This is a genomic window from Flavobacterium sp. Sr18 (assembly GCF_011064265.1).
Taxonomy (GTDB): domain Bacteria; phylum Bacteroidota; class Bacteroidia; order Flavobacteriales; family Flavobacteriaceae; genus Flavobacterium; species Flavobacterium petrolei.
Genome location: NZ_CP049329.1, coordinates 2,798,866 through 2,822,575, shown reverse-complemented (window position 1 = coordinate 2,822,575; position 23,710 = coordinate 2,798,866). Strand labels below are relative to the sequence as shown.

At 34.2% G+C, this 23,710-nt stretch carries 27 protein-coding genes and 1 tRNA gene; 13 read left to right on the top strand and 15 right to left on the bottom strand.

What is annotated here, in order from left to right; translation table 11 throughout:
• Window positions 1-232 precede the first annotated feature (232 nt).
• The 6 genes from G7A72_RS12510 to G7A72_RS16610 form a co-directional block, all read right to left on the bottom strand.
• The gene (locus tag G7A72_RS12510; RefSeq protein WP_113666444.1) at window positions 233-1,198 is read right to left on the bottom strand and encodes a sodium-dependent bicarbonate transport family permease; all 966 of its coding nucleotides are present in this window, start codon (window positions 1,196-1,198) and stop codon (window positions 233-235) included.
• 34 nt (window positions 1,199-1,232) lie between these two features.
• Window positions 1,233-2,585, bottom strand: a complete 1,353-nt coding sequence (locus G7A72_RS12505) for a dihydroorotase (protein WP_165152705.1) — start codon at window positions 2,583-2,585, stop codon at window positions 1,233-1,235.
• Between the two features lie 3 nt (window positions 2,586-2,588).
• Complete coding sequence (locus tag G7A72_RS12500; RefSeq protein ID WP_165152704.1) at window positions 2,589-3,548, bottom strand: L-threonylcarbamoyladenylate synthase; 960 nt, start codon at window positions 3,546-3,548, stop codon at window positions 2,589-2,591.
• A 3-nt stretch (window positions 3,549-3,551) separates the two neighbouring features.
• Window positions 3,552-4,388 (bottom strand): DUF6671 family protein, encoded by an 837-nt coding sequence (locus G7A72_RS12495; RefSeq protein WP_165152703.1) that lies wholly within the window; start codon window positions 4,386-4,388, stop codon window positions 3,552-3,554.
• Between the two features lie 3 nt (window positions 4,389-4,391).
• A complete protein-coding gene (locus G7A72_RS12490) occupies window positions 4,392-4,682 on the bottom strand; it encodes a hypothetical protein (protein WP_165152702.1) in 291 nt (96 codons plus the stop codon).
• A gap of 286 nt (window positions 4,683-4,968) precedes the next feature.
• Window positions 4,969-5,067: an isocitrate/isopropylmalate family dehydrogenase gene (locus G7A72_RS16610; protein WP_241258512.1), complete on the bottom strand. Its 99-nt coding sequence runs from the start codon at window positions 5,065-5,067 to the stop codon at window positions 4,969-4,971.
• Between the two features lie 88 nt (window positions 5,068-5,155).
• Here G7A72_RS16610 and G7A72_RS12485 point away from each other — a divergent pair, with 88 nt between their 5' ends.
• Window positions 5,156-6,097, top strand: coding sequence for a LysR family transcriptional regulator (locus tag G7A72_RS12485; protein ID WP_165152701.1), 942 nt, complete (start codon window positions 5,156-5,158; stop codon window positions 6,095-6,097).
• A 159-nt stretch (window positions 6,098-6,256) separates the two neighbouring features.
• On the opposite strand, the gene G7A72_RS12480 is transcribed toward G7A72_RS12485, so the two are convergent.
• Both G7A72_RS12480 and G7A72_RS12475 read right to left on the bottom strand, forming a co-directional pair.
• The gene (locus G7A72_RS12480; protein WP_165152700.1) at window positions 6,257-7,807 is read right to left on the bottom strand and encodes a DUF2254 family protein; all 1,551 of its coding nucleotides are present in this window, start codon (window positions 7,805-7,807) and stop codon (window positions 6,257-6,259) included.
• Between the two features lie 262 nt (window positions 7,808-8,069).
• Entirely contained in the window at window positions 8,070-10,175 is a 2,106-nt protein-coding gene (locus tag G7A72_RS12475; RefSeq protein ID WP_113666451.1) for a TonB-dependent receptor domain-containing protein, read from the bottom strand.
• A 170-nt stretch (window positions 10,176-10,345) separates the two neighbouring features.
• Between G7A72_RS12475 and G7A72_RS12470 the strand changes: the two genes are divergently transcribed.
• The 10 genes from G7A72_RS12470 (at window position 10,346) to G7A72_RS12425 (ending at window position 18,280) form a co-directional block, all read left to right on the top strand.
• Entirely contained in the window at window positions 10,346-10,747 is a 402-nt protein-coding gene (locus G7A72_RS12470) for a DUF2721 domain-containing protein (RefSeq protein WP_113666452.1), read from the top strand.
• 157 nt (window positions 10,748-10,904) lie between these two features.
• The gene (locus G7A72_RS12465) at window positions 10,905-11,801 is read left to right on the top strand and encodes a DMT family transporter (protein ID WP_113635259.1); all 897 of its coding nucleotides are present in this window, start codon (window positions 10,905-10,907) and stop codon (window positions 11,799-11,801) included.
• A gap of 67 nt (window positions 11,802-11,868) precedes the next feature.
• On the top strand, window positions 11,869-12,222 hold the full coding sequence (locus G7A72_RS12460; protein ID WP_165152699.1) for a DoxX family protein: 354 nt from the start codon (window positions 11,869-11,871) through the stop codon (window positions 12,220-12,222).
• A 4-nt stretch (window positions 12,223-12,226) separates the two neighbouring features.
• Complete coding sequence (locus tag G7A72_RS12455; RefSeq protein ID WP_165152698.1) at window positions 12,227-12,835, top strand: alpha-ketoglutarate-dependent dioxygenase AlkB; 609 nt, start codon at window positions 12,227-12,229, stop codon at window positions 12,833-12,835.
• Between the two features lie 44 nt (window positions 12,836-12,879).
• Window positions 12,880-13,707 (top strand): sterol desaturase family protein, encoded by an 828-nt coding sequence (locus G7A72_RS12450; protein ID WP_165152697.1) that lies wholly within the window; start codon window positions 12,880-12,882, stop codon window positions 13,705-13,707.
• A gap of 119 nt (window positions 13,708-13,826) precedes the next feature.
• The gene (locus tag G7A72_RS12445) at window positions 13,827-14,105 is read left to right on the top strand and encodes a DUF2805 domain-containing protein (RefSeq protein WP_066081282.1); all 279 of its coding nucleotides are present in this window, start codon (window positions 13,827-13,829) and stop codon (window positions 14,103-14,105) included.
• 65 nt (window positions 14,106-14,170) lie between these two features.
• Entirely contained in the window at window positions 14,171-14,515 is a 345-nt protein-coding gene (locus tag G7A72_RS12440; protein ID WP_165152696.1) for a hypothetical protein, read from the top strand.
• 1 nt (window position 14,516) lies between these two features.
• Window positions 14,517-15,467, top strand: a complete 951-nt coding sequence (locus tag G7A72_RS12435) for an alpha/beta hydrolase (RefSeq protein ID WP_165152695.1) — start codon at window positions 14,517-14,519, stop codon at window positions 15,465-15,467.
• A 52-nt stretch (window positions 15,468-15,519) separates the two neighbouring features.
• Window positions 15,520-17,382 carry a peptidase M61 gene (locus G7A72_RS12430; protein ID WP_165152694.1) on the top strand — a complete coding sequence of 621 codons (1,863 nt, stop codon included), beginning with the start codon at window positions 15,520-15,522 and terminating at the stop codon, window positions 17,380-17,382.
• A gap of 187 nt (window positions 17,383-17,569) precedes the next feature.
• Window positions 17,570-18,280, top strand: a complete 711-nt coding sequence (locus G7A72_RS12425) for a DUF4369 domain-containing protein (protein ID WP_165152693.1) — start codon at window positions 17,570-17,572, stop codon at window positions 18,278-18,280.
• Between the two features lie 168 nt (window positions 18,281-18,448).
• On the opposite strand, the gene G7A72_RS12420 is transcribed toward G7A72_RS12425, so the two are convergent.
• The 7 genes from G7A72_RS12420 to idi all read right to left on the bottom strand — a co-directional run bounded on the left by G7A72_RS12420 (window position 18,449) and on the right by idi (window position 22,070).
• Complete coding sequence (locus tag G7A72_RS12420; protein WP_113666463.1) at window positions 18,449-18,913, bottom strand: hypothetical protein; 465 nt, start codon at window positions 18,911-18,913, stop codon at window positions 18,449-18,451.
• A 128-nt stretch (window positions 18,914-19,041) separates the two neighbouring features.
• Window positions 19,042-19,115: transfer RNA gene (locus G7A72_RS12415), tRNA-Thr, on the bottom strand.
• A gap of 78 nt (window positions 19,116-19,193) precedes the next feature.
• Complete coding sequence (locus G7A72_RS12410; RefSeq protein ID WP_073209770.1) at window positions 19,194-19,460, bottom strand: hypothetical protein; 267 nt, start codon at window positions 19,458-19,460, stop codon at window positions 19,194-19,196.
• 68 nt (window positions 19,461-19,528) lie between these two features.
• Window positions 19,529-20,491 carry a type I phosphomannose isomerase catalytic subunit gene (locus G7A72_RS12405; RefSeq protein ID WP_165152692.1) on the bottom strand — a complete coding sequence of 321 codons (963 nt, stop codon included), beginning with the start codon at window positions 20,489-20,491 and terminating at the stop codon, window positions 19,529-19,531.
• A gap of 152 nt (window positions 20,492-20,643) precedes the next feature.
• Window positions 20,644-21,099 (bottom strand): peroxiredoxin, encoded by a 456-nt coding sequence (locus tag G7A72_RS12400; protein WP_113666465.1) that lies wholly within the window; start codon window positions 21,097-21,099, stop codon window positions 20,644-20,646.
• Window positions 21,099-21,509, bottom strand: coding sequence for a 6-carboxytetrahydropterin synthase (locus tag G7A72_RS12395; RefSeq protein ID WP_165152691.1), 411 nt, complete (start codon window positions 21,507-21,509; stop codon window positions 21,099-21,101). The genes G7A72_RS12400 and G7A72_RS12395 overlap by 1 nt, the downstream gene beginning before the upstream one ends.
• Before the next feature lie 12 nt (window positions 21,510-21,521).
• Window positions 21,522-22,070: an isopentenyl-diphosphate Delta-isomerase gene (idi, locus tag G7A72_RS12390; RefSeq protein WP_165152690.1), complete on the bottom strand. Its 549-nt coding sequence runs from the start codon at window positions 22,068-22,070 to the stop codon at window positions 21,522-21,524.
• 288 nt (window positions 22,071-22,358) lie between these two features.
• Between idi and msrB the strand changes: the two genes are divergently transcribed.
• Complete coding sequence (gene msrB, locus G7A72_RS12385) at window positions 22,359-22,919, top strand: peptide-methionine (R)-S-oxide reductase MsrB (protein ID WP_165152689.1); 561 nt, start codon at window positions 22,359-22,361, stop codon at window positions 22,917-22,919.
• 1 nt (window position 22,920) lies between these two features.
• Window positions 22,921-23,535, top strand: a complete 615-nt coding sequence (gene msrA / locus G7A72_RS12380; RefSeq protein ID WP_165152688.1) for a peptide-methionine (S)-S-oxide reductase MsrA — start codon at window positions 22,921-22,923, stop codon at window positions 23,533-23,535.
• The last annotated feature ends 175 nt before the right edge of the window (window positions 23,536-23,710 follow it).

Here is a 23,710-nt window from a genome sequence, read left to right as displayed (position 1 = left end):
ACTACAATGGATTTGGGCATTTGGCTTAATGGAAAAATTGGTTTTGTATTTGGAAGATTTGGCTAATCCCGCTCGCGAACATTCTCAAGAGTAAACAACTCTAAATTAAACCTACAAGCATAAACTTACAGGTTTTTTTGTTTCAAAAACTTTACATTTATAACAATTCATGCTATTACCAATAGTTTCTGAAACAATTAATAAGTACTACTAAATTCCACAAAGCAACTATTTAAAGGTGACACAATACAATTGAGAAATAAATGGGCATCCCAAAAGTAATGTTAAAAGGAAACGTTACTGCTAAAGCCATGGGCAAAAAGATACCTGGATTGGCTTTTGGCACTGCTATTTTCATCGCTGCTGGAACTGCAATGTAAGAAGCGCTTGCCGCCAGTACTGCAAAAATAAAACGGTTCCCAACATCATCTGTAATAAATTGACTCAAAAAAGCGACGATACAACCGTTGATCAGCGGAAAAACAACTGCAAAGAAAATGCTGAACCAGCCACTCTTGAAAAAATCATTTAATTTTCGGCCACTTACAATTCCCATATCCAATAAAAACAAAGCTAAAAACCCTTTGAAAATATCAGTCGTAAAAGGCTTAATTCCTAAGGCTTGTTGTTCGCTCGCTAAAAACCCAATAACCAAGCTTCCTAAAATCAAAAGCACACTTCCATTAGTGAACGAATGTTTAATAATAGAACTCATCTTGGTTTTTTGAACGTCTTCTTTACTAAACAAACGAATTAAGATTACCCCTATAATAATCGCCGGAGCTTCCATAAGCGCCATTACTGCAACCATGTGACCACTGAAAGTATAGTTTTGAATTTCTAAAAAAGAAACGGCTGTCACAAAAGTCACCGCACTCACGGATCCATAAGCTGCAGCAATAGCCCCAGAATTCTCGATACTAAACTTCCTCTTCAAAATAAAAAAAGTATACAGTGGAATTAATCCTGCAATCAAAACCCCAAAGAGTATCGACCAAATTATATCAATGGTAAAATGACTATGAGCCAACTCCTGTCCGCCTTTGAAACCAATTGAAAAAAGAAGGTATAGCGATATAAATTTAGAAGTGTTTTCCGGAATTTCTAAGTCACTTTTTACATAGACGGCTACAATTCCCAAAACAAAAAATAACAAGGCTGGATTGGTTAAATTCTCGAACAATAAACTGAAATTCATATTTGATTATATTTAATTTTATTTTATTTTTTGATTATCGAATTTTTTCAAACCGCAATCTTTTGCCTTTTATATCGGCCTTAACACTTCCTTTCTCATACACTAAATTTCCATTTACAAAAGTAGCATTGATGCTGCTTTTAAAAACTTGCCCTAAAAAAGGAGACCACTCGCATTTATACAACAGAGAATTAGTCGTTATTTCCTGTTCATTATTTAAATCGACTAATACCAAATCTGCAAAATAGCCCTCCCGAATATAGCCCCGTTCTTTGATTCGATATATTTCGGCTACATTATGGCTCATTTTCTCCACTACTTTCTCCAAAGGAATTTCACCCCGATGAAATAATTCTAAGATTGCTAAAAGGGCGTGTTGTACCAAAGGTCCGCCGGAATGTGCCTGAAAATAATTCCCTGCTTTTTCCGCAATAGTATGTGGAGCATGATCCGTAGCAATTATATCAATGGAATTATTTAACAGTGCTTGCATTAAAGCTTTTCGATCCTGATTCTTTTTAATAGAAGGATTCCATTTAATCTTGGAACCCAGTCTTTCATAATCGGCATCAGAGAACCAAAGATGATGCACACAGGCTTCGGCCGTGATTCTTTTTTCTCGAACTTGGATTTTATTATCGAATAATTGAGCTTCCGCCAACGTTGAAATATGAAAGAGATGCAAGCGTGTATTGTATTTTTCAGCAATTTTCAATACCCGTTCAGTAGCACTTAAGCAAGCTTGCGTATCGCGGATTAGCGAATGATAAAAAAAAGGAATATCATCCCCATATTGAAGTTGAAACTTCTGTGTATTCGCTTTTATAATTGCGTCATCTTCGCTATGCAAGGCGACAAGCGTATCCGTTCTTGAAAAAAGCTGTTCTAAAAAGTCTGGATAATTAGCTAAAATACCGTCATCATTATTAAAATAAAGACCATCATCCGTGATCCCACATACATTTTCAGTATCTGTTTTTAAAGCTTCCTCTAAATTGTTTTTAGAAATTCCCATGAAAAAAGAGTAATTAGCTACTGATTTCTCAGCTGCCATCCGGTACTTTTCTTCTAATAATTCCTGAGTAAGCGTATTTGGAATCGTGTTAGGCATATCCATAAAGGAGGTGATACCACCAGCCACAGCTGCTACAGATTCCGTGAGAAGAGAACCTTTGTGGGTTAATCCAGGATCTCTAAAATGAACTTGATCATCAATCACGCCGGGCAATAGGTAAAGTCCGATTGCGTCAATCTCCTTGTATTTTTTTTGGGGGTCTAACACCCCAGGAGGTTTTATTCTTTGAATCCTTTCATCAGATATGAGTACATCTAATTCAAGTATCTGTCCCTCGTTTACAACTTTTGCATTTCTTATTATGACATCCATATTTTATTTTTGAGTGGCTCTTTTTAATCGGTCATTTATTGTTTTACCCAAGCCAAAATCTGGAAATCGTTCGGCAATAATGCAATCGAGATTGCAATGATCCAATCGATGCAAGGCAGCATACAGTTGTGAAGCTGCTTCTACTAAATTTCCTGTCGGGGATAAAACTTCTTGTTGTACAATTTTGGGATCATTTACCTTGTTTTGGAATACGACAACTCCTATTTTTTGATTCGGAATCGATATCAGTTTCTTTTTTACATTAGCTGCCAAAAAAGTCGTTGTCAAAGGAGCATAATGTTTCGAAAGCATGCCTGGCGCCGCTGGAGCAATATCATCATGGGTAATCATTTTTACTGACCCTACAACTGCTTCTATATCCTCTACAGCCAAAGAACCCATACGATATAAAATAGGCTCCCCATTTTCAAATCCTATGATAGTTGACTCTATTCCTCTTTGACAAGCTCCCCCATCTAAAACCATCGGCAATACCTCTTCAAAATAGTCCGCGACATGTGTTGCCGTAGTGGGACTTATAGAGCCAAAAGGATTGGCACTTGGAGCCGCTAAAGGATAGGCTAACTGATTCAGCAGGGCTAAGATTACTGGGTGATTTGGAACTCTCACCGCCACTGTATCTTTACCACCAGTAACTAAATCCGGAATGGCAATTTGCTTTTTTAAAACTAAAGTTAAAGGTCCTGGCCAGAAAGCTTTCGCTAACAAGGCAGCTTTTTCAGGAATGTCTCTCGCTATTTCAGAAAGCGCAGCTGCGGATTTTATATGAACAATCAAAGGATTAAAAAATGGTCTTTGTTTCATCGTAAAAATACTCTCGATGGCTTTTGGACTATATATATTCCCTGCTAATCCATAAACCGTTTCAGTAGGAATACCTATGATTTGATCTTGATCTAACAGCGCTACGGCCTTGTGAATCGAATTACTAATTGTACTCATATATTAAGGGTTACAGGAATCGCAAAATCCTGGATCTTCGGTTGTTTTTTGATGGGGAAACATTTTTTCGGAACTAAAAGAACACTTCTTGCAACTATAAATAAAACTCAATGTGGAACGAGTGGGTGCTGCACACCAAGAACAAGGCAAGCCTTGTTTCGCATCTGTCACACAAAAACCAGGTGTTTTACAACTTGGGCATTCGCTTTTTATCACGTCTACTAATTTTTGTGCAGCAATTTTGATTACACCCATTCGTGTGGGATTATACATCGCACGCATATCCGTTTCTGCATAGACACTTCCATGAGCAGACATTAAAAGGTGGAACGAATCCTCCAAATGACTGTTTGTCTTAATTCCTTTAACTAGTCCTGTGATGTCATCTGGCTTGGTTCTTAATAGAATGGCATGAGACGGGAATTGTACTTTATTTGCAAAATCCAAGAGCATTTCTGTATTGAGGATGTTTTCTCCGTAAAAATTAGTATTTAGACTCAGTTTGCGGACCACTATTTCCAAATCATTTTTTTTATCGATAAAAATTAAAAATTCGTCATCTGCTTGTGCAAAAAAAATAGAAGGATGTGAACCAAAAGAACCTTCACTGGCAATGCCCAGATCACAATCAAATTGTTCCATAGCTGCCATACACTTTGCTCTTACGGTTTCCAATGCTGTATCTTTTCGATCTATTTCTCCGGAAAAAGTTCCAAAAATATCCGATTCATAGTTCTCAGGTACAAAGCACTGTACTCCTAGTCCTTCCTCCAGAATCGGAGCGATCACTTGTTCTTTTTTATGCTTCGTTGCAATCAATAATCGTCTGCCTTCAAACATTGCTTAATCCTTATTTTTTGGTTTAAGCACTACTTGAATAACACCTTCAATTTGCAAATCCATATCATTTACTGCCGCTTCCTTTATAAGCTCCTTAATGTACGCTGATGCATCTAAAAGTGTCTCTTGCCTTATTTTTGAATGCGGATTCTCTTTATTAAACCGAATCTGATTGCTAAATATTTCTAAATTATGATAGTTAATCTTACTGTTTATCAAAGAAAACAGTACTTTTCCTGCTTCTGATGGTGAAAACTCCCCTTCAACCAACTTAAATTGATATTCTTTTTTCATAGCGCTTTATAATAAAATTTTATTTTTTTGTAATGTATAGGTCGTGAAAAATATTCCTAAACCTAAAAACAGTGTAAAAATCAAGTTGTTAGGTTCTAGGATTGTCAATAGTATTCCAACAATTAGCCAAATCACCGCAAGGAGTAAACTAATTTTTATTTTTTTATTTTTCATAGGGATTAATTTTTTTGTTTCTACTTAATAGAGCGCGTTAGGAATACCCCTCCTCCATTAATTTCTTTTCTGAATCAATTCCAGAGGTCTTTTTTTTAAATAAACTTTTTCACTAAATCCGATTGGCACCCGCTGCTTTGATAATTTTCAGAGTAGCATCCATGATTTCAGGACCTATTACGTCTCCTTTTGCGATTGTTATTCTTTGCATCTGTTTATGGTTTATTTTTTGACAAAGGTATATGGGGCTATTCATAAATTTTTATTTATATTTGTAATGATATGTATAAAAAATATTTATGAACTATACACTCCATCAATTACAGGTATTCTTAAAAATAGCACAAAACGAGAGCATTACTAAGGCTGCGGCAGAACTTCATCTTACGCAACCCGCAGTTTCCATTCAATTAAGAAATCTTCAAGATCAATTTGACGTTCCGTTAACGGAAGTAATCGGAAGAAAGCTTTATGTGACCGATTTTGGAAAAGAAATTGCCATGGCAGCTGAAAAGATTCTTAATGAAGTTCATGCCATCAATTATAAAACAATGGCATTTAAGGGGCAACTTACCGGAAAATTGAAAATTTCAGTCGTATCCACAGGCAAGTATGTTATACCCTATTTTTTATCTGATTTTCTAAAAAAGAATCAAGGTGTCGAATTAAGTTTGGATGTAACGAATAAAATTAAAGTACTGAAAAATTTAGAAAGAAATGAAGTAGATTTCTCCTTAGTATCTGTACTGCCTGATTCTCTGCAAATTGAAAAAGTGGAGTTAATGCCTAATTCGCTGTACCTTATTGCTAATAGTGATCAAAAAATAGCAACAGGAATCCAAGATAAAAGTATTATTGAAACCCTATCAATAATCTATCGGGAAGAAGGATCCGGGACAAGATTCGTAATGGAAAAATTCATTGAAAACAATCAGTTGACGGTTCCAAAAAAAATGGTACTCACTAGTAATGAAGCTATAAAACAAGCTGTATTGGCCGGACTTGGATGTTCTATTATGCCTTTAATTGGAATTAAAAATGAACTCAACAATCGTGATTTACAAATAATCCCTGTAAAAGGTTTGCCAATTCAATCCAACTGGAATTTAATATGGTTAAAAGGCAAGAAATTTTCACCGGTCGCTGCAGCCTATTTAAAATTCATACAAGAAGAAAAAACAAGAATTATCGAGCAAAAATTTAATTGGATCAATGTAATAAAGGATGTTAATCACGCATAGAGCAAAATGATTTTGCACATGAGAACTTTGGCATTTTTTTTTAGTTTTTTAAATTTGCATTTCTGTCTCAAAATCGATTTTGACTACCGAGATCTTTTTAAGACCATAAAATAGGCACCAATCTCGCTCATCAATAGCAGCTCAATTCATTCAAACTTTTTATGATAATTCATTTCCATTGTAATAAATAGTATCGGCTACCGTTTTATATGCTTTCAGATATTCAATCGCCTCAATTTCAGCAGTTGTAATTTCTGAATTATCCGAATAATGATTTGTTTCGTAATGATTTAAAACTCCTTTTAGTTCCAATGCTTTAATTTGTAACTGAGCTTTTTGTCTAAATCGAGACAATTCCTTCTCTACAATTACTAATTTTTCCTTTGATATTTTTAGTTTCCCTTTTTTGTATTGTGACAAGTTATAAATTTCAAGTAAATCCATTTCTTCAACTTGCTGGATTAAAATTTTCAAATTGAAAGGGTTTTCAACTAATGGTAAAATAATCCTTATCGATCTAATAATTCTCTTCACAACGGTAGGATCTTCTTTTCCCCACTGAAAAATCTGATCGTAGCAAAAGTCAATGAATTCCTCAAAATTAAATTCATTTACCTGTATTTTTTTGGAGCCCAAAGTCCTGGAATCCGTTGAAGGAAATTCTCTTAAGGATAATTCTTTTGCTATTTCCCCTATTTGATCAATACAATTCAAACAAGTCGTTGGATCGTTCACCGCAGGAGAAATTGCTTTTATCGCAATATCTACCAATTTTCTCACACCAAAATTTACATCTTGCGTATGACTTCTGAACAACTTAACTTTAAAAGTTGTGCTGACAATAGCTCCTATTTCTTTCTTCAAACGAAGTATCTGATTCATTTGGAGTTCCTCGCTAAAAACTAATACCATAAGCGTAGTGGTATCTTTCATGATAAATTCCCCTACAATAGGTTTTTGATAGGCGTTTTCAAAAAATACACCCACATCAGAACTACTGATATGTTCCGTTATTTTTTCCAGTTTTTTATAGTTTACGCTGTCCAAATAACCTGTTTCAAAAGGACTTACAATTTTTACTTGAAATTTATCCGGGTTAATTTTGGAACGTTTGTAAAGGAGATTCTTTCCCACACTCCAATTTTCCTGATACAAATCATTGATTTCTTCAACCATTTCCGTTTTGATTCCATTTGTAATACTGGAAACATTCATGTTTATACTTAAATAGCTGATCATATTAGGATAAGACCATACCAGACAATAAAAAGCAAGCAGAGAGCCTGTAGTAAGTGTTAAAAGAAAAGAAGTTTGATAAAAAACGGAAGCTAATTGAGGTAATACACACAACGAAATAGTACCCACAAACAATCCGATAAATTGTTGCATCTTGATGTTATTTGACAAAAAATGCCTCAAAATTCGGGGTGAAAACTGAGAGGATGCCAACTGCATCACAACAAAAATAACAGAGAAAGTAGTTAATGAAATTCCAATAAGAATGGAGATTAAAATAGTAGAAACAGGAATCAGCCGATTGTAAATTTCCATTTCATTGATTTTGAATTTCATTCCAAAATCAACATAATAGTCAATCGTCAGTAAAACAGACCCAATAATAAACGCATAAATACCACTGGTAAAGGTACCCATATGTTTTATACGATGTTCTAACATACTTTTGACCCGTTGTCTTAATTTTTGTATCATAATTTAAATTTCAATAGATAAATATAGCCGAAATATGTCTTTATCCGAATGATTTAGCTTGCTTTATACATCAAACAGAAAAGTAGTTGAAAAAGTAAACTTAGCAAAAACTTATCAGAACTCATAAAAAGGGGAAATATTGGCGTATTTCGTAAAGAGAGGTTTTCAGATTATTTGATTAAATTTTAAACCATAAAAAACCTGCAAGCGTAAACTTGCAGGTTCTTTTGTTTAAAATTGTCCAAAAATAAAAACAATATAGTTATTGATTCAAGATATTTCCTTCTTCTTTTTTCTCTTTATTCAATAAATTAGGATCCTCTTTTGCCAATTTGTTTTTGGTTGGAATTTTATAATTTACACTAAAGCCAAAACGACGTGTATCGTTTTTATTTGCTAATAACAAAGGCGTACCCACAGAACTGAACACAAATCGGTTCGAATTAAGGATATCATCCGCACTTATGGAAACCGATAATTGGTCCTTAAAAAACTTTTTAGAAAACGTTAAATCAAGCGTATTATTAAAAGGCTTCTCAGCAATGAAATAAAAATAATTCCCCTTAGACATGATGTAATTAAAGTTAGCTACAAACTTGATGTCTTTTGGCAACAGAATTTGAGACATCAAATTAAACATCCAGAAACCATTGGTCTTAATTTCGGGAATTTGATGAAACTGATATGCGGTATACACATATAAAAAGTTCATTTTATCCGGATTAATATTCATTTTTAAGGTTTCTTTAAGTCCTTTTGTAAACAACATATATGGAATTGGCATTCCCACATTAAAGTTATGAATTTTTATTTGAGGGACATTTACATTGGTATTAACCACGACATCATCCGTAAGCAATACTCTATTGATTACCTGATTTTGAGCAGAACTAACATTATATCCGATAAAAGCATAATCAAAAGCACTCAATTTTGCTTCGTAATTATCAAAAATTGTAGGCTGCAAATTCGGGTTTCCAGAGTAATCAATATTTGGATTCTGATAATTGGTGTTGTTTGGATTTAAAGCAGTAGTGCTTGGCAAACTTATTTTCTTGTTGTAATTCACATTAAAATAAACAGAATTACTGAAATTATATTGGGCACTTGCATTTGGAAAAAAACGGAATTGTTTAAACGGAATTAAATCAGCGGTATTGGTTTTACCGGTGATATTGTAATCCTCAGCTCTACCGCCCACAATAAAATTGAACTTATCAAATTTAGTTTGTAACTCACCGTAAGCTGCTGCTGTTTTTCGTTGATAATCCAAGTTCACAATTTCCATGTTTTGGGTTTCAAAAAGAAGCGCTTCATACAAACCACCAAAGCTTATTTTCCCTTCATCAGAAAATGCAATTGGTTGTGAGTAATCAACTTTAGCATTGTACAACCGCTGCGTCGAAGCATTATCTAATAGTGTAGCATTATTAGTTCTAGAATTCAGTGTGAAATCATTTTGATTGCTGTTGTAATTGAATTTGAAATCTAATTTTTTAGATTTATCCTCAAACTTTTTTTGGAAAGTAATAACAAAATCATGACGCAAAGCATCCGTAAAGGAATCATCATTAGTACTGAAACCGGGACCGTTTCCTAATGTATTGCTATTATTGTTGCTGTAGTTCACATCGTAATTAAATAACAATCGGTCGTTGCCAATATCAAACGTAAGTGCAGATTTTGCAAAATTAGTACGTCCGAAACGATCTGCCTCAGTTGTGGAAAGTAACGAAGTTGTGTTATTTTCATTTTTAGTAAGTGAAGTCCACACAGCGGATTCTCTGTAATTTTGTCCAACATTCAATTGCCATCCAAAATATTTATTCTTAGCGCTCAGCAACAGACTATTATTGATTCTCCATCGCAAATGATCGTAACTCGTAAAATTAGTACTGTTGGTATACGTAGCGCTTAAATAATTTTTAGCGTTTTTATTCGTGATGATATTCATAATGGCACCACCCGAAGTAGCAGGAAACTCAGCTCCTGGTTGCGTGATGATTTCAATTTTTTCAATGGCATTCGCAGGCATTCCTTCCAGAAAAGAATTTAATTCATTTGAGGTAATATTAAGCGGTCTTCCGTCCATAAAAACATCCAACTGTTTGCCTTGATACATCATCCCGGCCACATCTGAAGCGATAAGTCCCGGCAGTTTTTTTATTCCTTCTAATACAGATCCGGAATTCAAACTGGGCTGACTGGAAAAATCAAATATAGTTCTATCCGCTTTTTGCTCAACTGCTTTTTTAGTTTTTACAATCGCAACTTCATTCAATTCAACAGCCTTTTTGGGCTCTTCTTGGGCTGAGAGTGTGAATATTGCTCCTAAAAAAAACATACTTAAAAAATAATTTTTTTTCATCGTTTCTATTTGTGTTACTCCTTTAGTAGCACTATAATTCTAAATGTTACCAAAAAATGAACTGATTTTGGAAAATTGTTATATTTCACAAGACTAAAAGATCGATTTTAACACAGAATACCGAACTTTGCAACTCTTTACTAAAATAAAATTCCAAAACTAAATCCAAAATGATTTTACAAATAGAAACTCCTGCATTACTTTTTGGCGCAACCTCGTTGATTTTATTGGCGTATACCAATCGCTTTTTGACCATTGCCACAATCGTAAGAGGTTTAAAAAAAACCTACAAGGAAAAACAAAATGACATGATTTTATTGGAAATCAAAAACCTTAACTTACGATTGACTTTGATTCGCAACATGCAAATGGCGGGCGTTTTAAGTCTGTTTTTATCTGTTTTTGCCATGCTGTTATTGTTCTTGGAACAGCAAACAGCCGGAATTTATCTTTTTGGTCTGAGTTTATTAGGATTATTAATTTCATTGGGATTGTCGTTCTGGGAAATCAGTATTTCAGTAAATGCATTGCGATTGCATTTGAGTGATTTAGTCGAGAAAGAAGCGAAATGAAACCTACATTCATCTAAAACACCTTAGTTCATACTTTAACCACCTCACTGCGAAGCGAAATCAAAAGAGAATAACAGTCTCAAATATTAAGTACCAATTTATACCTCATAACTAGTAACTAAACCCTATCTTTGCCCGCTTTTTAAAATTGAAAAAAATGATAAAGAATAATGTATTAAAAGGGGTTTTCTTGGTAGGCCTTGGTGCAACGAGTTATGGGATGCTGGCTACTTTTGTTAAAATAGCCTACGGCGAAGGTTTCACCACACCCGAAGTTACCATTGCACAATTTGTATACGGAATCACGGGAATGCTGCTGATTAATATGTTCCAAAAAGCTAAAAAAGGAAATGACGTTGTAAAGGCTTCCAAGAAAAACATAACCCAATTAATGCTGGCGGGAACTTCGCTGGGAATGACGAGTATCTTTTATTATTTAGCCGTTAAATACATTCCCGTTTCTATTGCTATCGTTTTATTGATGCAAACCGTTTGGATGGGTGTTTTATTCGAAATGATTTTAGAAAAGAAATTACCTTCCACTCAAAAAATCATATCGGTAATCATCGTGTTATTTGGAACGGCGCTTGCCACAAATTTGATTCAAAGCAAAGTAGAATTAGACTGGCGCGGCATCGTTTTGGGACTATTGGCTGCAACTTCCTTTACCACAACCATGTTTACAGCTAATCGAGTAGCCACACATGTTTCGTCAGCGCAACGCAGTTTATTCATGCTCCTTGGTGGAGCAGTAATTGTAACCGGTTTTGCAATTGCTACACAAACAACTCCTTTCAATTTTGAGATTTTCATGAAATGGGGAATAATTCTGGCTCTTTTTGGAACTATAATTCCACCTTTATTATTCAACGCTGGTTTCCCACTTACCGGAATTGGACTTGGAAGTATTGTTTCGGCACTGGAACTTCCCGTATCCGTACTGATGGCATATTTTCTTTTGAATGAAAAAGTAATTCTGCTTCAATGGGTTGGAATTGTTTTAATCATCTTGGCAATTGTGATTATGAACGTAAATTTTAAGAAAAAAGCTTAATTTCTATTTAAAACATTTGTGCTAATTTCATTTAAATTTTTATAAATTCGTGATAAATAACTTTATTATGAATTTACCTTGGCATTTATATGTGATGGCTTTTGTTTACTTTATTTTAGGATTAAACCATTTCAGAAACCCGAGATTGTACCTGAAAATCATTCCGCCTTATTTCCCGAATCCAAAATTATTAAACCAAATTAGCGGTTTAGCCGAAATAATTTTAGGGATATCATTGTGTATTCCGGTGCTTTCAAGCTACGCTGCATGGGGAGTTATTGCTTTATTGATCGCAATTTTCCCAACACATTTATACATGTATTTCGATGAAAAAGCAAGAATGGGTTTGCCAAAATGGGTTTTGCTTTTGCGAATGCCGTTACAATTAGCTCTCATTTTCTGGGCGTACCAATACACATAATCCGGTGAAATCACTTTTCGAATCCACATCCGAAACCATCGTTATTGACTTGCCAGAAGCTGAAATTATCTATTACCCTCAGTTTTATGACAAAGAGCAAGCGGATATTATTTTTGCCGAATTAGCAAAAGATATTCCTTGGCAACAAGATGAAATTAGGGTTTATGGTAAAATTCATCCACAACCTCGCTTGACGGCTTTGTTTGGAAACGAAGGAAAACCCTATTCCTATTCGAATATAACTATGCAACCGCATCCTTGGAATTCGCTTTTGCAAAAGCTAAAAACGGAAATCGAAAAGGTTTCGGATACCATTTTCACAACCGTTTTACTCAATCAGTATCGCGACGGAAAAGATAGCAACGGCTGGCACGCCGATAACGAAAAAGAATTGGGAACAAATCCTGTGATTGCTTCGTTGAGTTTTGGCGCCGAACGTATGTTTCAATTGAAACATAATTTGGACAAAGACCTTAAAAAAAATATTGTTTTGCAACATGGAAGTTTGCTGCTGATGAGAGGAAAAACGCAGCATTTTTGGAAACACCAAATCCCGAAAACAGCAAAACCCATTAACCCAAGAATAAACCTTACTTTTCGCGTTATCAAATAGATATTTTCCAAAAATGTATTAAATTTAAAATAAATACTCCAATTATGAATGATATTATTGCTTATTTTTCTACCATTCCATCTTCACACCGAAGCTTAATTCTTGTGAGCGGAATTACATTTTTTTGGTTACTTGAAAATGCTTTTCCGCTTTTCAACTTTACCTACAAAAAATGGCAGCATGCGGGAATAAATATATTTATGACCTTTACTACTATTGTAGTCAATTTTTGTCTCGCATTTATTTTATTAAAAACTGCCGATTGGACTATTGCCAATAATTTTGGAATTCTACAATGGCTGCCTGAAATGTCTTTATGGATTTACGCTTTCATCGGATTACTTCTATTGGACTTAATTGGCGCGTATCTGGTGCATTTAGTGGAGCATAAAACCAAATTCTTATGGCGGTTCCATTTGATCCATCATACGGATACTTGGATTGACACCACAACTGCAAACCGACATCATCCTGGCGAAAGTGTGATTCGGTTTACCTTTACGGCATTAGGTGTTTTAATTATTGGGAGTCCCATGTGGCTGGTTTTTCTGTACCAAACCTTATCGGTTGTGGCAACCCAATTCAATCATGCTAACATTTCACTTCCGAAAAAAGTGGACACTATTTTGAGTTATTTCATCGTTTCTCCGGATATGCATAAAGTACACCATCATCATGTTTTGCCCTACACGGATAGTAATTACGGAAATATATTTTCAATTTGGGATCGACTTTTTGGAACCTTTATGACACTGCCAAAAGAAGAAATCATATACGGTATTGACACTTACCCGGATCCTGAAGACCACAATGAATTAAAAAGTTTATTAAAAATACCCTTTCAAAAACCACCTTTGAAAGAAATTAGGTGAAAAGCATAAAAAAAATGGCCTTTTGAGAAAATCTAATTATTTTTTTTCTTAATATTGGTATCAAATTAAAAATGTAATTTATTAATCATTAACAACTTATTTGAATTAATTTTCACGTGATGAAAAAGAGTAACCGAAAAGAATTGAACTGGGAGCAAACAGAAAAACTTGTTACAATGGCTTTAGAAGAAAAAAATCCTTTTGAAATCATAAAAAAAGAATTTGGTCTGGCAGAAAAAGAGATTCTTGAGATAATGAAAAAGAAGATGCCGGCAGAAAAATTTGAAATGTGGAAAAAGAAAGCTACTGCAAATAAACCAAAACCAAAACCCGTTAAAATTGATGATTTTGATGAAGATTTGGATGGCAAATATTACATAAAAAACAAACTAGACTAAACTATGAAACTCCTGATATCCGGGAGTTTTTTCTTTTTAAAAATACTCGATTTACACCTCAAATTATGGTTTCAATAACATCAAATGAAGATGAATTTATTTTTGATATTCAAGGAAGTCACAAATTTTGGGCTTTCGAAAATAAGATTAGGGTACCAAAAGACAAAATAATTCGCGCATATCAGAGCAAAGATGAATTCACGTTTTGGATTGGATGGAAAATGCCGGGTACCCAATTACCTTGGGTTATTACTGCCGGAACCTACATAAAAAATGGCAAACGTAATTTTTGGGATGTTTGCAATAAAAAAAATGCGATTATTGTCGAACTCAAAGATTCCCACTACCATAAACTAATTATTGAAGTTGAAAATCCGGAATTAACGATGAACGAACTAAATGCAAAATAAAATGAAAAAATCTCTCCTCCTAGTACTATTGTTGTTGTTTTCAATAGTCGGTTTTTCTCAACAAGAAAAAGCCACTAAATCTTTTAATGAAAAAGAAATCGCTATAAATCCATTGATAACTGGTTCGCTGTATTCCCCATTAAAACAAAATAAAAAGACAAATCTTGTGCTACTTATTGCAGGTTCAGGTCCAACGGATAGAAATGGAAATCAAAAAGGATTAACCAATAATTCCTTAAAATATTTATCCGAAGAATTAGTAAAAAATGATATTGCCGTTTTTAGTTATGATAAAAGAATCTTTGCTCAAATGAAAAGTGGAACCGTAAATGAGGCAACGCTTACTTTTGATGACTTCATTACCGATGCTACCTCAGTTTTATTGTTTTTTAAAAATCAAAAAAAATACAACAAAATTATAATCGCCGGACACAGTGAAGGTTCATTAATAGGAATGATTGCCGCAAAAGACAAAGCAGATGGTTTTATTTCTTTGGCTGGAGCCGGAAGAACTATTGATGCCGTTTTAGTTGAACAAATCACAAAACAAGCGCCTTTTCTAAAAGAAGAAACACAAAAAAATCTTGATATACTGAAAAGCGGAAAAACTTTCGAATTAAAAAATCCGATGTTAGCTTCCATTTTTAGAGAAAGCATTCAACCCTATATGATTTCGTGGATAAAATACAATCCGCAAATGGAACTTGCAAAATTACAAATACCAATAGTAATAATAAACGGAACCAAGGATATACAAGTTTCAGTTCAAGAAGCAGAACTACTAAAAAAAGCAAATCCGGAGGCTGAACTCGTTTTGATTGAAAATATGAATCATGTTTTTAAAGAAATCAAAGGTGATGACGCTGAGAACATGAAATCCTATACTAATCCTGATTTACCAATAGCTCCAAAATTAACAAACACAATAACAGCCTTTGTAAAATCATTGTAAACTGTAACATTTTTATGATTGGGAAGACTAACAATTAAAAAAATAACAACAAATGAAAAGAATAATTTTTGCATTAGCATTTGCTTCAGTTCTTTGGAGCTGTAAAACTGGAACCTCAGCTGTAACTGCTGTAGCAAAAGAACAAGTAGAAGTTGCCATTAATTTAAATGATATTAAAGAGGATAAAGTGATGGTTACCATTACCTCGCCAAAGATCACCACCGAAGAAGTAACGTACAGCGTGCCTAAAATTGTTCCTGGAACGTATTCTATTGATGATTACGGGAAATACATCGATGATTTCCAAGCATTTGACAGCAAAGGAAACGTACTTTCTACCACAAAAACCGATGATAACACGTGGAATATTAAGAACGCAAAATCATTGGTAAAAATCACTTATTTAGTAAACGATACTTTCGATACTGAAAAAGGTGGCGGTTTTGGTCAAAACGATATTTTTTCTCCTGCGGGAACAAATATTGATGCGGGTAAAAACTTCATGTTGAACATGCATGGTTTTGTGGGTTATTTTCAAGACAAAAAAGATTTCGCATACACTGTGAGCATCTCACATCCTGAAACGCTTTGGGGCGCAACATCAATGACTGATTTGGATGCAAGTGCGACCAACGATGTTTTTAAAACGCAGCGTTATGCTGAATTAGTTGAAAATCCAGTTATGTATGCAAAACCGGACTACACTACTTTCACAGTAGATGGAATGGAAATCCTGATTGGTGTTTATTCTCCAACCGGAAAAGTGACTGCAGAAAGCATTACTCCAGAAATGAAAACGATGATGATCGCTCAAAAAACGTTTTTAGGAAAAATCAACGCTACTAAAAAATATACTGTTTTACTGTATTTATCCAGCATGACGCCTACTGACGCAAAAGGATTTGGAGCTTTGGAACATCCTACAGCTACAACAGTTGTTTTACCTGAAATGATGCCTAAATCAGAATTGGTAAAATCAATGAAAGATGTCGTATCACATGAATTTTTTCATATTGTAACGCCACTAACGATTCATTCTAAAGAGATTCATTATTTTGATTACAACACGCCTAAAATGTCAGAGCATTTATGGATGTATGAAGGGGTAACAGAATATTTTGCAAATCTTTTCCAAATAAACCAAGGGTTAATTACGGAAGAAGAGTTTTATACACGTATGGCAGAAAAAATTGAGCATGCAAATGCTATGAATGACACGATGCCTTTTACCACAATGAGCGCAAATGTATTGACAGAACCGTACAAAGCACAATATTTGAACGTATATGAAAAAGGAGCACTTATTGGAATGTGTCTCGACATCATCATCAGAGAAAAAAGCAATGGAGAAAGAGGAATTCTTGATTTGATGCAAAAATTATCTAAGGAATATGGCGCTTCAAAACCATTTAATGATAATGAGCTTTTCGCTAAAATCACTTCATTTACCTATCCTGAAGTAGGCGCTTTTTTGACAACTTATGTATCTGGCGCAACTCCAATTCCGTATGAAACATATTTAGCTAAAGTAGGAGTTGCAAAATCTACAGAAAAAGTACCTGGAAATGTATTCCTAAAAGGGCAATCTCCTTACATTACTGTGAATCAAGCCACTAAAGAAATTTTTGTTATTCCAAATATCGAGTTAAATGTTTTTTATACCAATTTGGAATTAAAAGGTGGAGATATCTTAGTTTCTATCAATGACAAACCGTATTCATTAGACAATATCTATGAAATGATTACTGAAAGTCAGAGCTGGAAAGAGAATGATGCTATTGCCGTAAAAATAAAACGTGATGGTAAAGAACAAGTAATCAAAGGAAAAGTTAAACTTCCTTACGAAGAAAAAGAAGGATTAAGAGCAACTGATGCGACAAAAAAAGCGTTGAAAGAAGCTTGGTTTAAAGCATAAATCCTAAAATAATTTTGAGAAATCCCAATTTAGAAATAGATTGGGATTTTTTTTGTAAAATTTGGATGCGTTACCAAAATCTTTCCAACAATTTTCTTTATTTTGCGCCAAAATACAAACACCAATTAAATCGCAATCGTTAGAATAAGAATGGAGATTTCTTTTTCAAAACAAACTTTAACTTCACATGAAAAAATCAATTATTGCATTCGTTACACTTATCCTGATAGCCTCTTGTAACAAGAATGAATCTAAAGGAAATGTTCACATTACCGGAAATATTAAAGGATTAAAAAAAGGAACTCTTTATATTCAAAGAGTTGTTGACACAAGTTTAGTAGCCATTGACACTATAAATATTGATGGAAGCGCTGCTTTTGAAAGCAATCTTGACCTACAATCTCCCGAGATGCTTTATTTGTTCTTAGACAGAGGTGTGAGTAATTCTTTGGATAATAATATCCCGTTCTTTGCAGAACCAGGCAACATCACAATTGAAACTAGTTTAGAAAGTTATTTGTCCGATGCCAAAATCACAGGATCAAAAAATCAAGAGATATTCGAAGAATATAAAAAAATAAATACTCGTTTCACTGATGAAAATCTTTCGCTGATTGAAAAAAAATTCAATGCCATCAAAAACCAAAACACAAAAGCTATAGATAGTCTGGCTGCAAAACAGGATTCTAATATCAAAAGAAAGTATTTATTCGCTACTAATTTTGCCTTGAACAACAGGGATTACGAAGTATCGCCTTTTATTGCACTATCTGAGATTTACGATATCAATGTAAAATATTTAGATACCATTCAGAAATCAATGTCTCCAAAAGTAGCAAAATCACTTTACGGAAAAAAATTAACAGCATATATCGCAACAATCAAAAAACAGCAGTAATTATATGAGAAAACGAAAGTTTCAAAAACTCCAAGTTTTTCTCTAAATGTTACACCAATTTAAAACTAAAATTAAAAAACCATCTTGCTAGGCAAGATGGTTTTTTGCATATATAATTAGGAGTAGATTCAAATTCTCTATAAAAGTGTTTTAGAATCCACAAACAGATTAAACAGTACTGGAAGCAATTCCTGCAACAATCATTCCTACAAACATTAAAAGGTAAAGAGAGAAAACAACCACAGTCATGATTCCAATGTATTTGTAATGTGATTTTAGATATTCTAAGGAAGTTGTCAAGGTATCGGAATCGTTGTTTTTGAAGGCCGCTTTAGCATTTGACGCAAATTTATTCAAGTAATACACCGGAAAGAAATAAAGCAATGCAATTAGAAAGTACACCACTGCCATCACAATCCCAAAAGAAGATCCCATCGCGCCCATGGCAGGATTCATTTTGCCCATAGCGGAGAATAATGTCCCGGCGAATAAAGCAGCAAAAATAATAAAGCCAATTCCTATGTAGCCAAGTATGGATAAAAAATAGGCCCACTTTGCCGTTTCTTTTAAAAAGTCTTTAGCTGACTCATTAAGTTTCATCTCGAAACTTTCAATAACTGAATGCTCTTCCATAATGTATTAGTTTTAGGTTAGATTTCAAATTTAACAAAAAAATTAGCACATTACATAAAAATACAATTAAATTGTTATTTTGTCTAAAACAAAAAACCACCTAACAAAAGTTAGATGGTTTTATTAAGAGCCGGCGGAGGGACTCGAACCCACGACCTGCTGATTACAAATCAGCTGCTCTAGCCAACTGAGCTACGCTGGCGACTCATTACGGGTGCAAATATAAGACTGAATTTCTTTTTTCCAAAACAAATTCAAACTTTTTTTGCGTTTTTTTTGACTACAATTCGTTGATTTTAGCAATCAATTGATTAGCAGTTTGTTCCAATTCAACGTTGATTTGTTTGAAGTGCGCTTTTTTATCTTCTACCTTTTTTGCGTTCACTTTTGTGATCAAAGCGTCAAAAGCAGCGATAGCTTCGTCGATTAAAGCATTAGTTTCTGTTGTTGGTTTTCCTGTAGTAGAAATTTCGAACAAGTAAACTGCTTCAATAATATCTCCTAAAACGTAGTTGATGTCTTTTTTTAAATTCTTAACGTTTGCCATTTTTATTTTTTTAAAATTTGAATTTTAATTTGCGTCTGCAAAAGTACACATAATCTTTCTATTACCGACTATGAAATGTAAATTTCTAAAATCGATGCTTTTCCATTGAGAATGAATGCATTCATTGCCGCAGGAATCAAAACAGTATCTCCTTTTATATATTGCGTTTTTGAGTTGTTGTATTCTATTTCAAAGGATCCCTCAACACACATATAAACCGTAAAGCTTTCTATTGATTTAGAAACTGAAATTGCTCCGTCCAAAGGAATATAGTTAGTGGTAAAATAAGGACAATCTACCACAGTATTGGATTGATTGCTATTATTGGTATATGATTTTTTAGTTTCTACCTTATTGTAATTAATTGCCTCCAAAGCCAAATCAACATGCAACTCTCTAGTATTCCCCTTAGCATCTACACGGTCAAAATCATACAATCGATAGGTAATATCTGAAGTTTGTTGAATCTCAGCCACCACAAGCCCCGCACCAATAGCGTGAACAGTTCCGGTTTCTAAAAAGAAAACATCTCCTGATTGTACTTGTACATCATCTAGAATAGAAAGTAAGGTTTTATTTTTTAGGTTTTCTAAATACGCATCAGCATTTGAATTTTCTTTAAAACCTACAATAATACGTGCATTATCATCTGCTTGCATGATGTACCACATTTCGGTTTTCCCAAAAGAATTATGGCGTTTTTTTGCCAATACATCATTTGGATGAACTTGTATAGACAAATCCTCTCGCGCATCTAAATATTTAAAAAGTAATGGAAATTGCTTTTCAAAACGTGCATGAACAGCAGTTCCCAAAATTTCATCAGGGAACAAATTGATTAATTCTGTCAATGATTTTCCCTTCCATTCTCCGTTTGCAACAATACTTACGTCACCTTCTACGGTAGACAGCTCCCAGCTTTCTCCTGTGATATTAGAAGTAATTGGCTTATGAAGTAGCGTTTTTAGTTTTTCGCCACCCCATATTCTCTCTTTTAAAATGGGCTCAAATTGTAAAGGATAAAGTTTCATTCAGGTAATTTTTTTTGAAGTCGTAAGGTATAAAAAATCCATATTGTTTAAGCCAAAATAAACCTCCATTTATAGAAACCGGGAAATAACGAAAAGACAAAGCATAAATTGACATCCGTCAGAATCGGTTTCCGGTAGCTTTCTGCAATAAATCACACTAATTTTTTAATGGCTTCTAGCGCTTTGGGAATATGTTTTGTTGCCAGCATACTGTCAAAAATCATTTGGACCACGCCATTTTTATCAGTTACATAGGTCACTCTTCCCGGTAGTAATCCGAACATTCCGGTGGGAACACCAAAAAGCTTTCTAATTTTTTTATCTGAATCCGACAAAAGAATAAAAGGGAGCTTGAATTGCTTAGCAAATTTTTGATGTGAGCCAACACTATCACTGCTAATTCCTATCACTTCCGCACCAAGATCCTTAAAATCCTCGTACTGATCTCTAAAACTACAAGCTTGGGCGGTACAACCCGGTGTATTGTCTTTTGGATAAAAATAAATAACAAGCGGTTTATGTCCTACTACAGTTGCACTGTCAAAATCAATTCCATTAGTATCTTTAGCTCTGAAATTGGGAATTGTATCCCCTACTTTTAGTTCCATTATTCTCCTCTATAAGTTACAAAATTACGAGGTGTTTCATAAAGAACCACTTCTAATTCAAATTCAGGATTGATTCTTTTTCTGATTTTATTCCAAATAACCACCACAATATTTTCGGCGGTAGGATTCAAATCCTGAAACTCCGGAACATCTAAATTCAGATTTTTATGATCAAACTGATTCTCAACATCCTCTTTGATAATGTCACTTAGAAATTTCACATCCATTACATATCCTGTTTCAGGGTCTATTGCTCCGGTAACACTAACAATCAATTCGTAATTATGCCCATGGAAATTAGGATTATTACACTTACCAAAAATCGCATCGTTTTGATCAAACGACCAATCTTTTCTGTATAATCTGTGAGCCGCATTAAAATGGGCTTTCCGTGAAATGGTAACTTTCATAAAGTTTATGAATTATAAGTTATTTGGGGACAAAGGGCTTTTATGTTCTTCCAGAAAATGATAAAATTCATCAAAAATAATTTTGAACCAAACCGTATATAATGCCGGCTGAAGGACCATATCCATTTTCACATCTTCAATTTTCATCCATTTCCAATCCTCAACTTCTTCTGGATTGATAACTGGTTCCTCGTTATAATAGCCAATCATCACATGATCAAGTTCATGCTCTGTCAAACCATTATCAAAAGGGGCTTTATAAATAAAATGGAAAAGTTCTTTAAGTTCCGTTTTAAAACCCATTTCTTCAAATAATCTTCGGCTTCCAGCCTGAACATTTGTCTCTCCCTCACGCTGATGACTGCAACATGTATTGGTCCACAACAAAGGGGAATGGTATTTTTGATGTGCGCGTTGTTGCAACATGATTTCGTTTTTGCTGTTTAAAACAAAAACCGAAAAAGCACGATGCAGGACCGCTTTTTCATGTGCTTCAAGCTTAGGCATCAATCCTATTTGCTCATCCTTCTCATTAACTAATATTACGTTTTCTTCTAACATATCGATGTATTTCAGGTCAAAAATACAAAAAAAGAAATGGTATCTGAAGGGTTTTTGAAATTGTGAAAAGTTTAACGAGTGTTGAATATCCTAAAATTCTAATTTTATATTGCTAAAAATACGCTCCTTATTTACAGATTATTATGCTTTAAAGTTTTAAAACTATAAACAATAATTTTTCGTATATACAGAAAAGTCATCACGGAATAAAAATAAAATTCAATTGCAAAGTAAGCGTCATTTTATAATTTAAAACCGCTTTACATTTGTGATTTAAATACAAAAAAAATGAAAACAAGAAATCAGTTACTAAGCGTGTTATTTTTAATACCACTGTTCATGTTCACAGCTTGTGCGCAAACAACAAAAAAAGAAGGAAACACAAAAAAAACAATCACAATGAAAAATACTATTAAAAAACCCGGAAATCCCTATTATTCCAACACGGATACAACAAAACTCAACGTAAGCGATGCCGAATGGAAAAAAGTACTGCCGGAAGATGTATATGAGGTGACCCGTAATGCAGATACGGAAAGACCTTTTACAGGAAAATATTGGAATACTGACGACAAGGGAACTTATTATTGTGCCGCCTGCGGCAATAAACTATTTCGTTCTGGCGCCAAATTTTCAAGCAATTGTGGCTGGCCAAGTTTCTTTGAACAAGACAATAAAAACAGTGTGGTATATAAAACAGATAATTCTCTTGGAATGGAAAGAATCGAAGCACTTTGTGGAAGATGTGACGGTCACTTAGGACATCTTTTTGATGACGGGCCAGAACCAACAAAAAAAAGATATTGTATGAATTCAATTGCACTTGATTTTATCCCTGATAACAAATAATATGAAGAGACTATTTTTAGTGTGCCTTTTGGCAACAACCAGTTTGTTTGCCCAAAGTAAAGCACCCAAACAATCCAATCTTGAATCCATCACTTTAGCCGGCGGTTGTTACTGGTGTGTGGAAGCAGTTTATGAAAATTTAAACGGAGTTCAATCAGCAATATCAGGTTATGCAGGCGGTAAAAATGTGAATCCGACCTATGAAGATGTATCCACGGGAAGGTCCGGTTATGCCGAAGTGGTCCAGATTACTTATGACAAAAACGTAACGAATCTAGATGAAATTTTCAAAGTCTTTTTTACTGTTCATGATCCAACTACGCTAAACCGTCAAGGTGCCGATGTAGGAACACAATACCGTTCTGCCATTTTTTATAAAAATGAAGTTCAAAAGAAAGCTGCACAAACAGTTATCAATGACCTGAAAAAAGCTAAGATTTATGACAGCTCAATAGTGACCACAATAGAACCCCTGACCAAATTTTACAAGGCAGAATCCTATCATCAGAATTACTATGAGAATAACAAAACTCAGCCTTATTGCCAGATGGTAATTCAACCCAAAATGGAAAAGTTTGAAAAACTATTTAAGACCAAATTAAAGAAGCAAAAATAAATTCGTAAGCTGCCGCCTTGTTGTAATAAACAAGGCGGTTTTTTTTTATATTCTACTCAAATAAAGATACTTTACGCCACTATTTAAAATTCCCTTCTAGCAAAATAATTTTGCTATATTTGTTTCAAACCAACTTTATTAAATACCAAAACAGACTAAATTTCAATTAAAATAA

Bases quoted from the DNA above. Each gene is read 5' to 3' on its own strand.
- G7A72_RS12510 (WP_113666444.1), bottom strand. From the start codon at position 1,198: ATGAATTTCAGTTTATTGTTCGAGAATTTAACCAATCCAGCCTTGTTA.
- G7A72_RS12505 (WP_165152705.1), bottom strand. From the start codon at position 2,585: ATGGATGTCATAATAAGAAATGCAAAAGTTGTAAACGAGGGACAGATA.
- G7A72_RS12500 (WP_165152704.1), bottom strand. From the start codon at position 3,548: ATGAGTACAATTAGTAATTCGATTCACAAGGCCGTAGCGCTGTTAGAT.
- G7A72_RS12495 (WP_165152703.1), bottom strand. From the start codon at position 4,388: ATGTTTGAAGGCAGACGATTATTGATTGCAACGAAGCATAAAAAAGAA.
- G7A72_RS12490 (WP_165152702.1), bottom strand. From the start codon at position 4,682: ATGAAAAAAGAATATCAATTTAAGTTGGTTGAAGGGGAGTTTTCACCA.
- G7A72_RS16610 (WP_241258512.1), bottom strand. From the start codon at position 5,067: ATGCAAAGAATAACAATCGCAAAAGGAGACGTAATAGGTCCTGAAATC.
- G7A72_RS12485 (WP_165152701.1), top strand. From the start codon at position 5,156: ATGAACTATACACTCCATCAATTACAGGTATTCTTAAAAATAGCACAA.
- G7A72_RS12480 (WP_165152700.1), bottom strand. From the start codon at position 7,807: ATGATACAAAAATTAAGACAACGGGTCAAAAGTATGTTAGAACATCGT.
- G7A72_RS12475 (WP_113666451.1), bottom strand. From the start codon at position 10,175: ATGAAAAAAAATTATTTTTTAAGTATGTTTTTTTTAGGAGCAATATTC.
- G7A72_RS12470 (WP_113666452.1), top strand. From the start codon at position 10,346: ATGATTTTACAAATAGAAACTCCTGCATTACTTTTTGGCGCAACCTCG.
- G7A72_RS12465 (WP_113635259.1), top strand. From the start codon at position 10,905: ATGATAAAGAATAATGTATTAAAAGGGGTTTTCTTGGTAGGCCTTGGT.
- G7A72_RS12460 (WP_165152699.1), top strand. From the start codon at position 11,869: ATGAATTTACCTTGGCATTTATATGTGATGGCTTTTGTTTACTTTATT.
- G7A72_RS12450 (WP_165152697.1), top strand. From the start codon at position 12,880: ATGAATGATATTATTGCTTATTTTTCTACCATTCCATCTTCACACCGA.
- G7A72_RS12445 (WP_066081282.1), top strand. From the start codon at position 13,827: ATGAAAAAGAGTAACCGAAAAGAATTGAACTGGGAGCAAACAGAAAAA.
- G7A72_RS12440 (WP_165152696.1), top strand. From the start codon at position 14,171: ATGGTTTCAATAACATCAAATGAAGATGAATTTATTTTTGATATTCAA.
- G7A72_RS12435 (WP_165152695.1), top strand. From the start codon at position 14,517: ATGAAAAAATCTCTCCTCCTAGTACTATTGTTGTTGTTTTCAATAGTC.
- G7A72_RS12430 (WP_165152694.1), top strand. From the start codon at position 15,520: ATGAAAAGAATAATTTTTGCATTAGCATTTGCTTCAGTTCTTTGGAGC.
- G7A72_RS12425 (WP_165152693.1), top strand. From the start codon at position 17,570: ATGAAAAAATCAATTATTGCATTCGTTACACTTATCCTGATAGCCTCT.
- G7A72_RS12420 (WP_113666463.1), bottom strand. From the start codon at position 18,913: ATGGAAGAGCATTCAGTTATTGAAAGTTTCGAGATGAAACTTAATGAG.
- G7A72_RS12410 (WP_073209770.1), bottom strand. From the start codon at position 19,460: ATGGCAAACGTTAAGAATTTAAAAAAAGACATCAACTACGTTTTAGGA.
- G7A72_RS12405 (WP_165152692.1), bottom strand. From the start codon at position 20,491: ATGAAACTTTATCCTTTACAATTTGAGCCCATTTTAAAAGAGAGAATA.
- G7A72_RS12400 (WP_113666465.1), bottom strand. From the start codon at position 21,099: ATGGAACTAAAAGTAGGGGATACAATTCCCAATTTCAGAGCTAAAGAT.
- G7A72_RS12395 (WP_165152691.1), bottom strand. From the start codon at position 21,509: ATGAAAGTTACCATTTCACGGAAAGCCCATTTTAATGCGGCTCACAGA.
- idi (WP_165152690.1), bottom strand. From the start codon at position 22,070: ATGTTAGAAGAAAACGTAATATTAGTTAATGAGAAGGATGAGCAAATA.
- msrB (WP_165152689.1), top strand. From the start codon at position 22,359: ATGAAAACAAGAAATCAGTTACTAAGCGTGTTATTTTTAATACCACTG.
- msrA (WP_165152688.1), top strand. From the start codon at position 22,921: ATGAAGAGACTATTTTTAGTGTGCCTTTTGGCAACAACCAGTTTGTTT.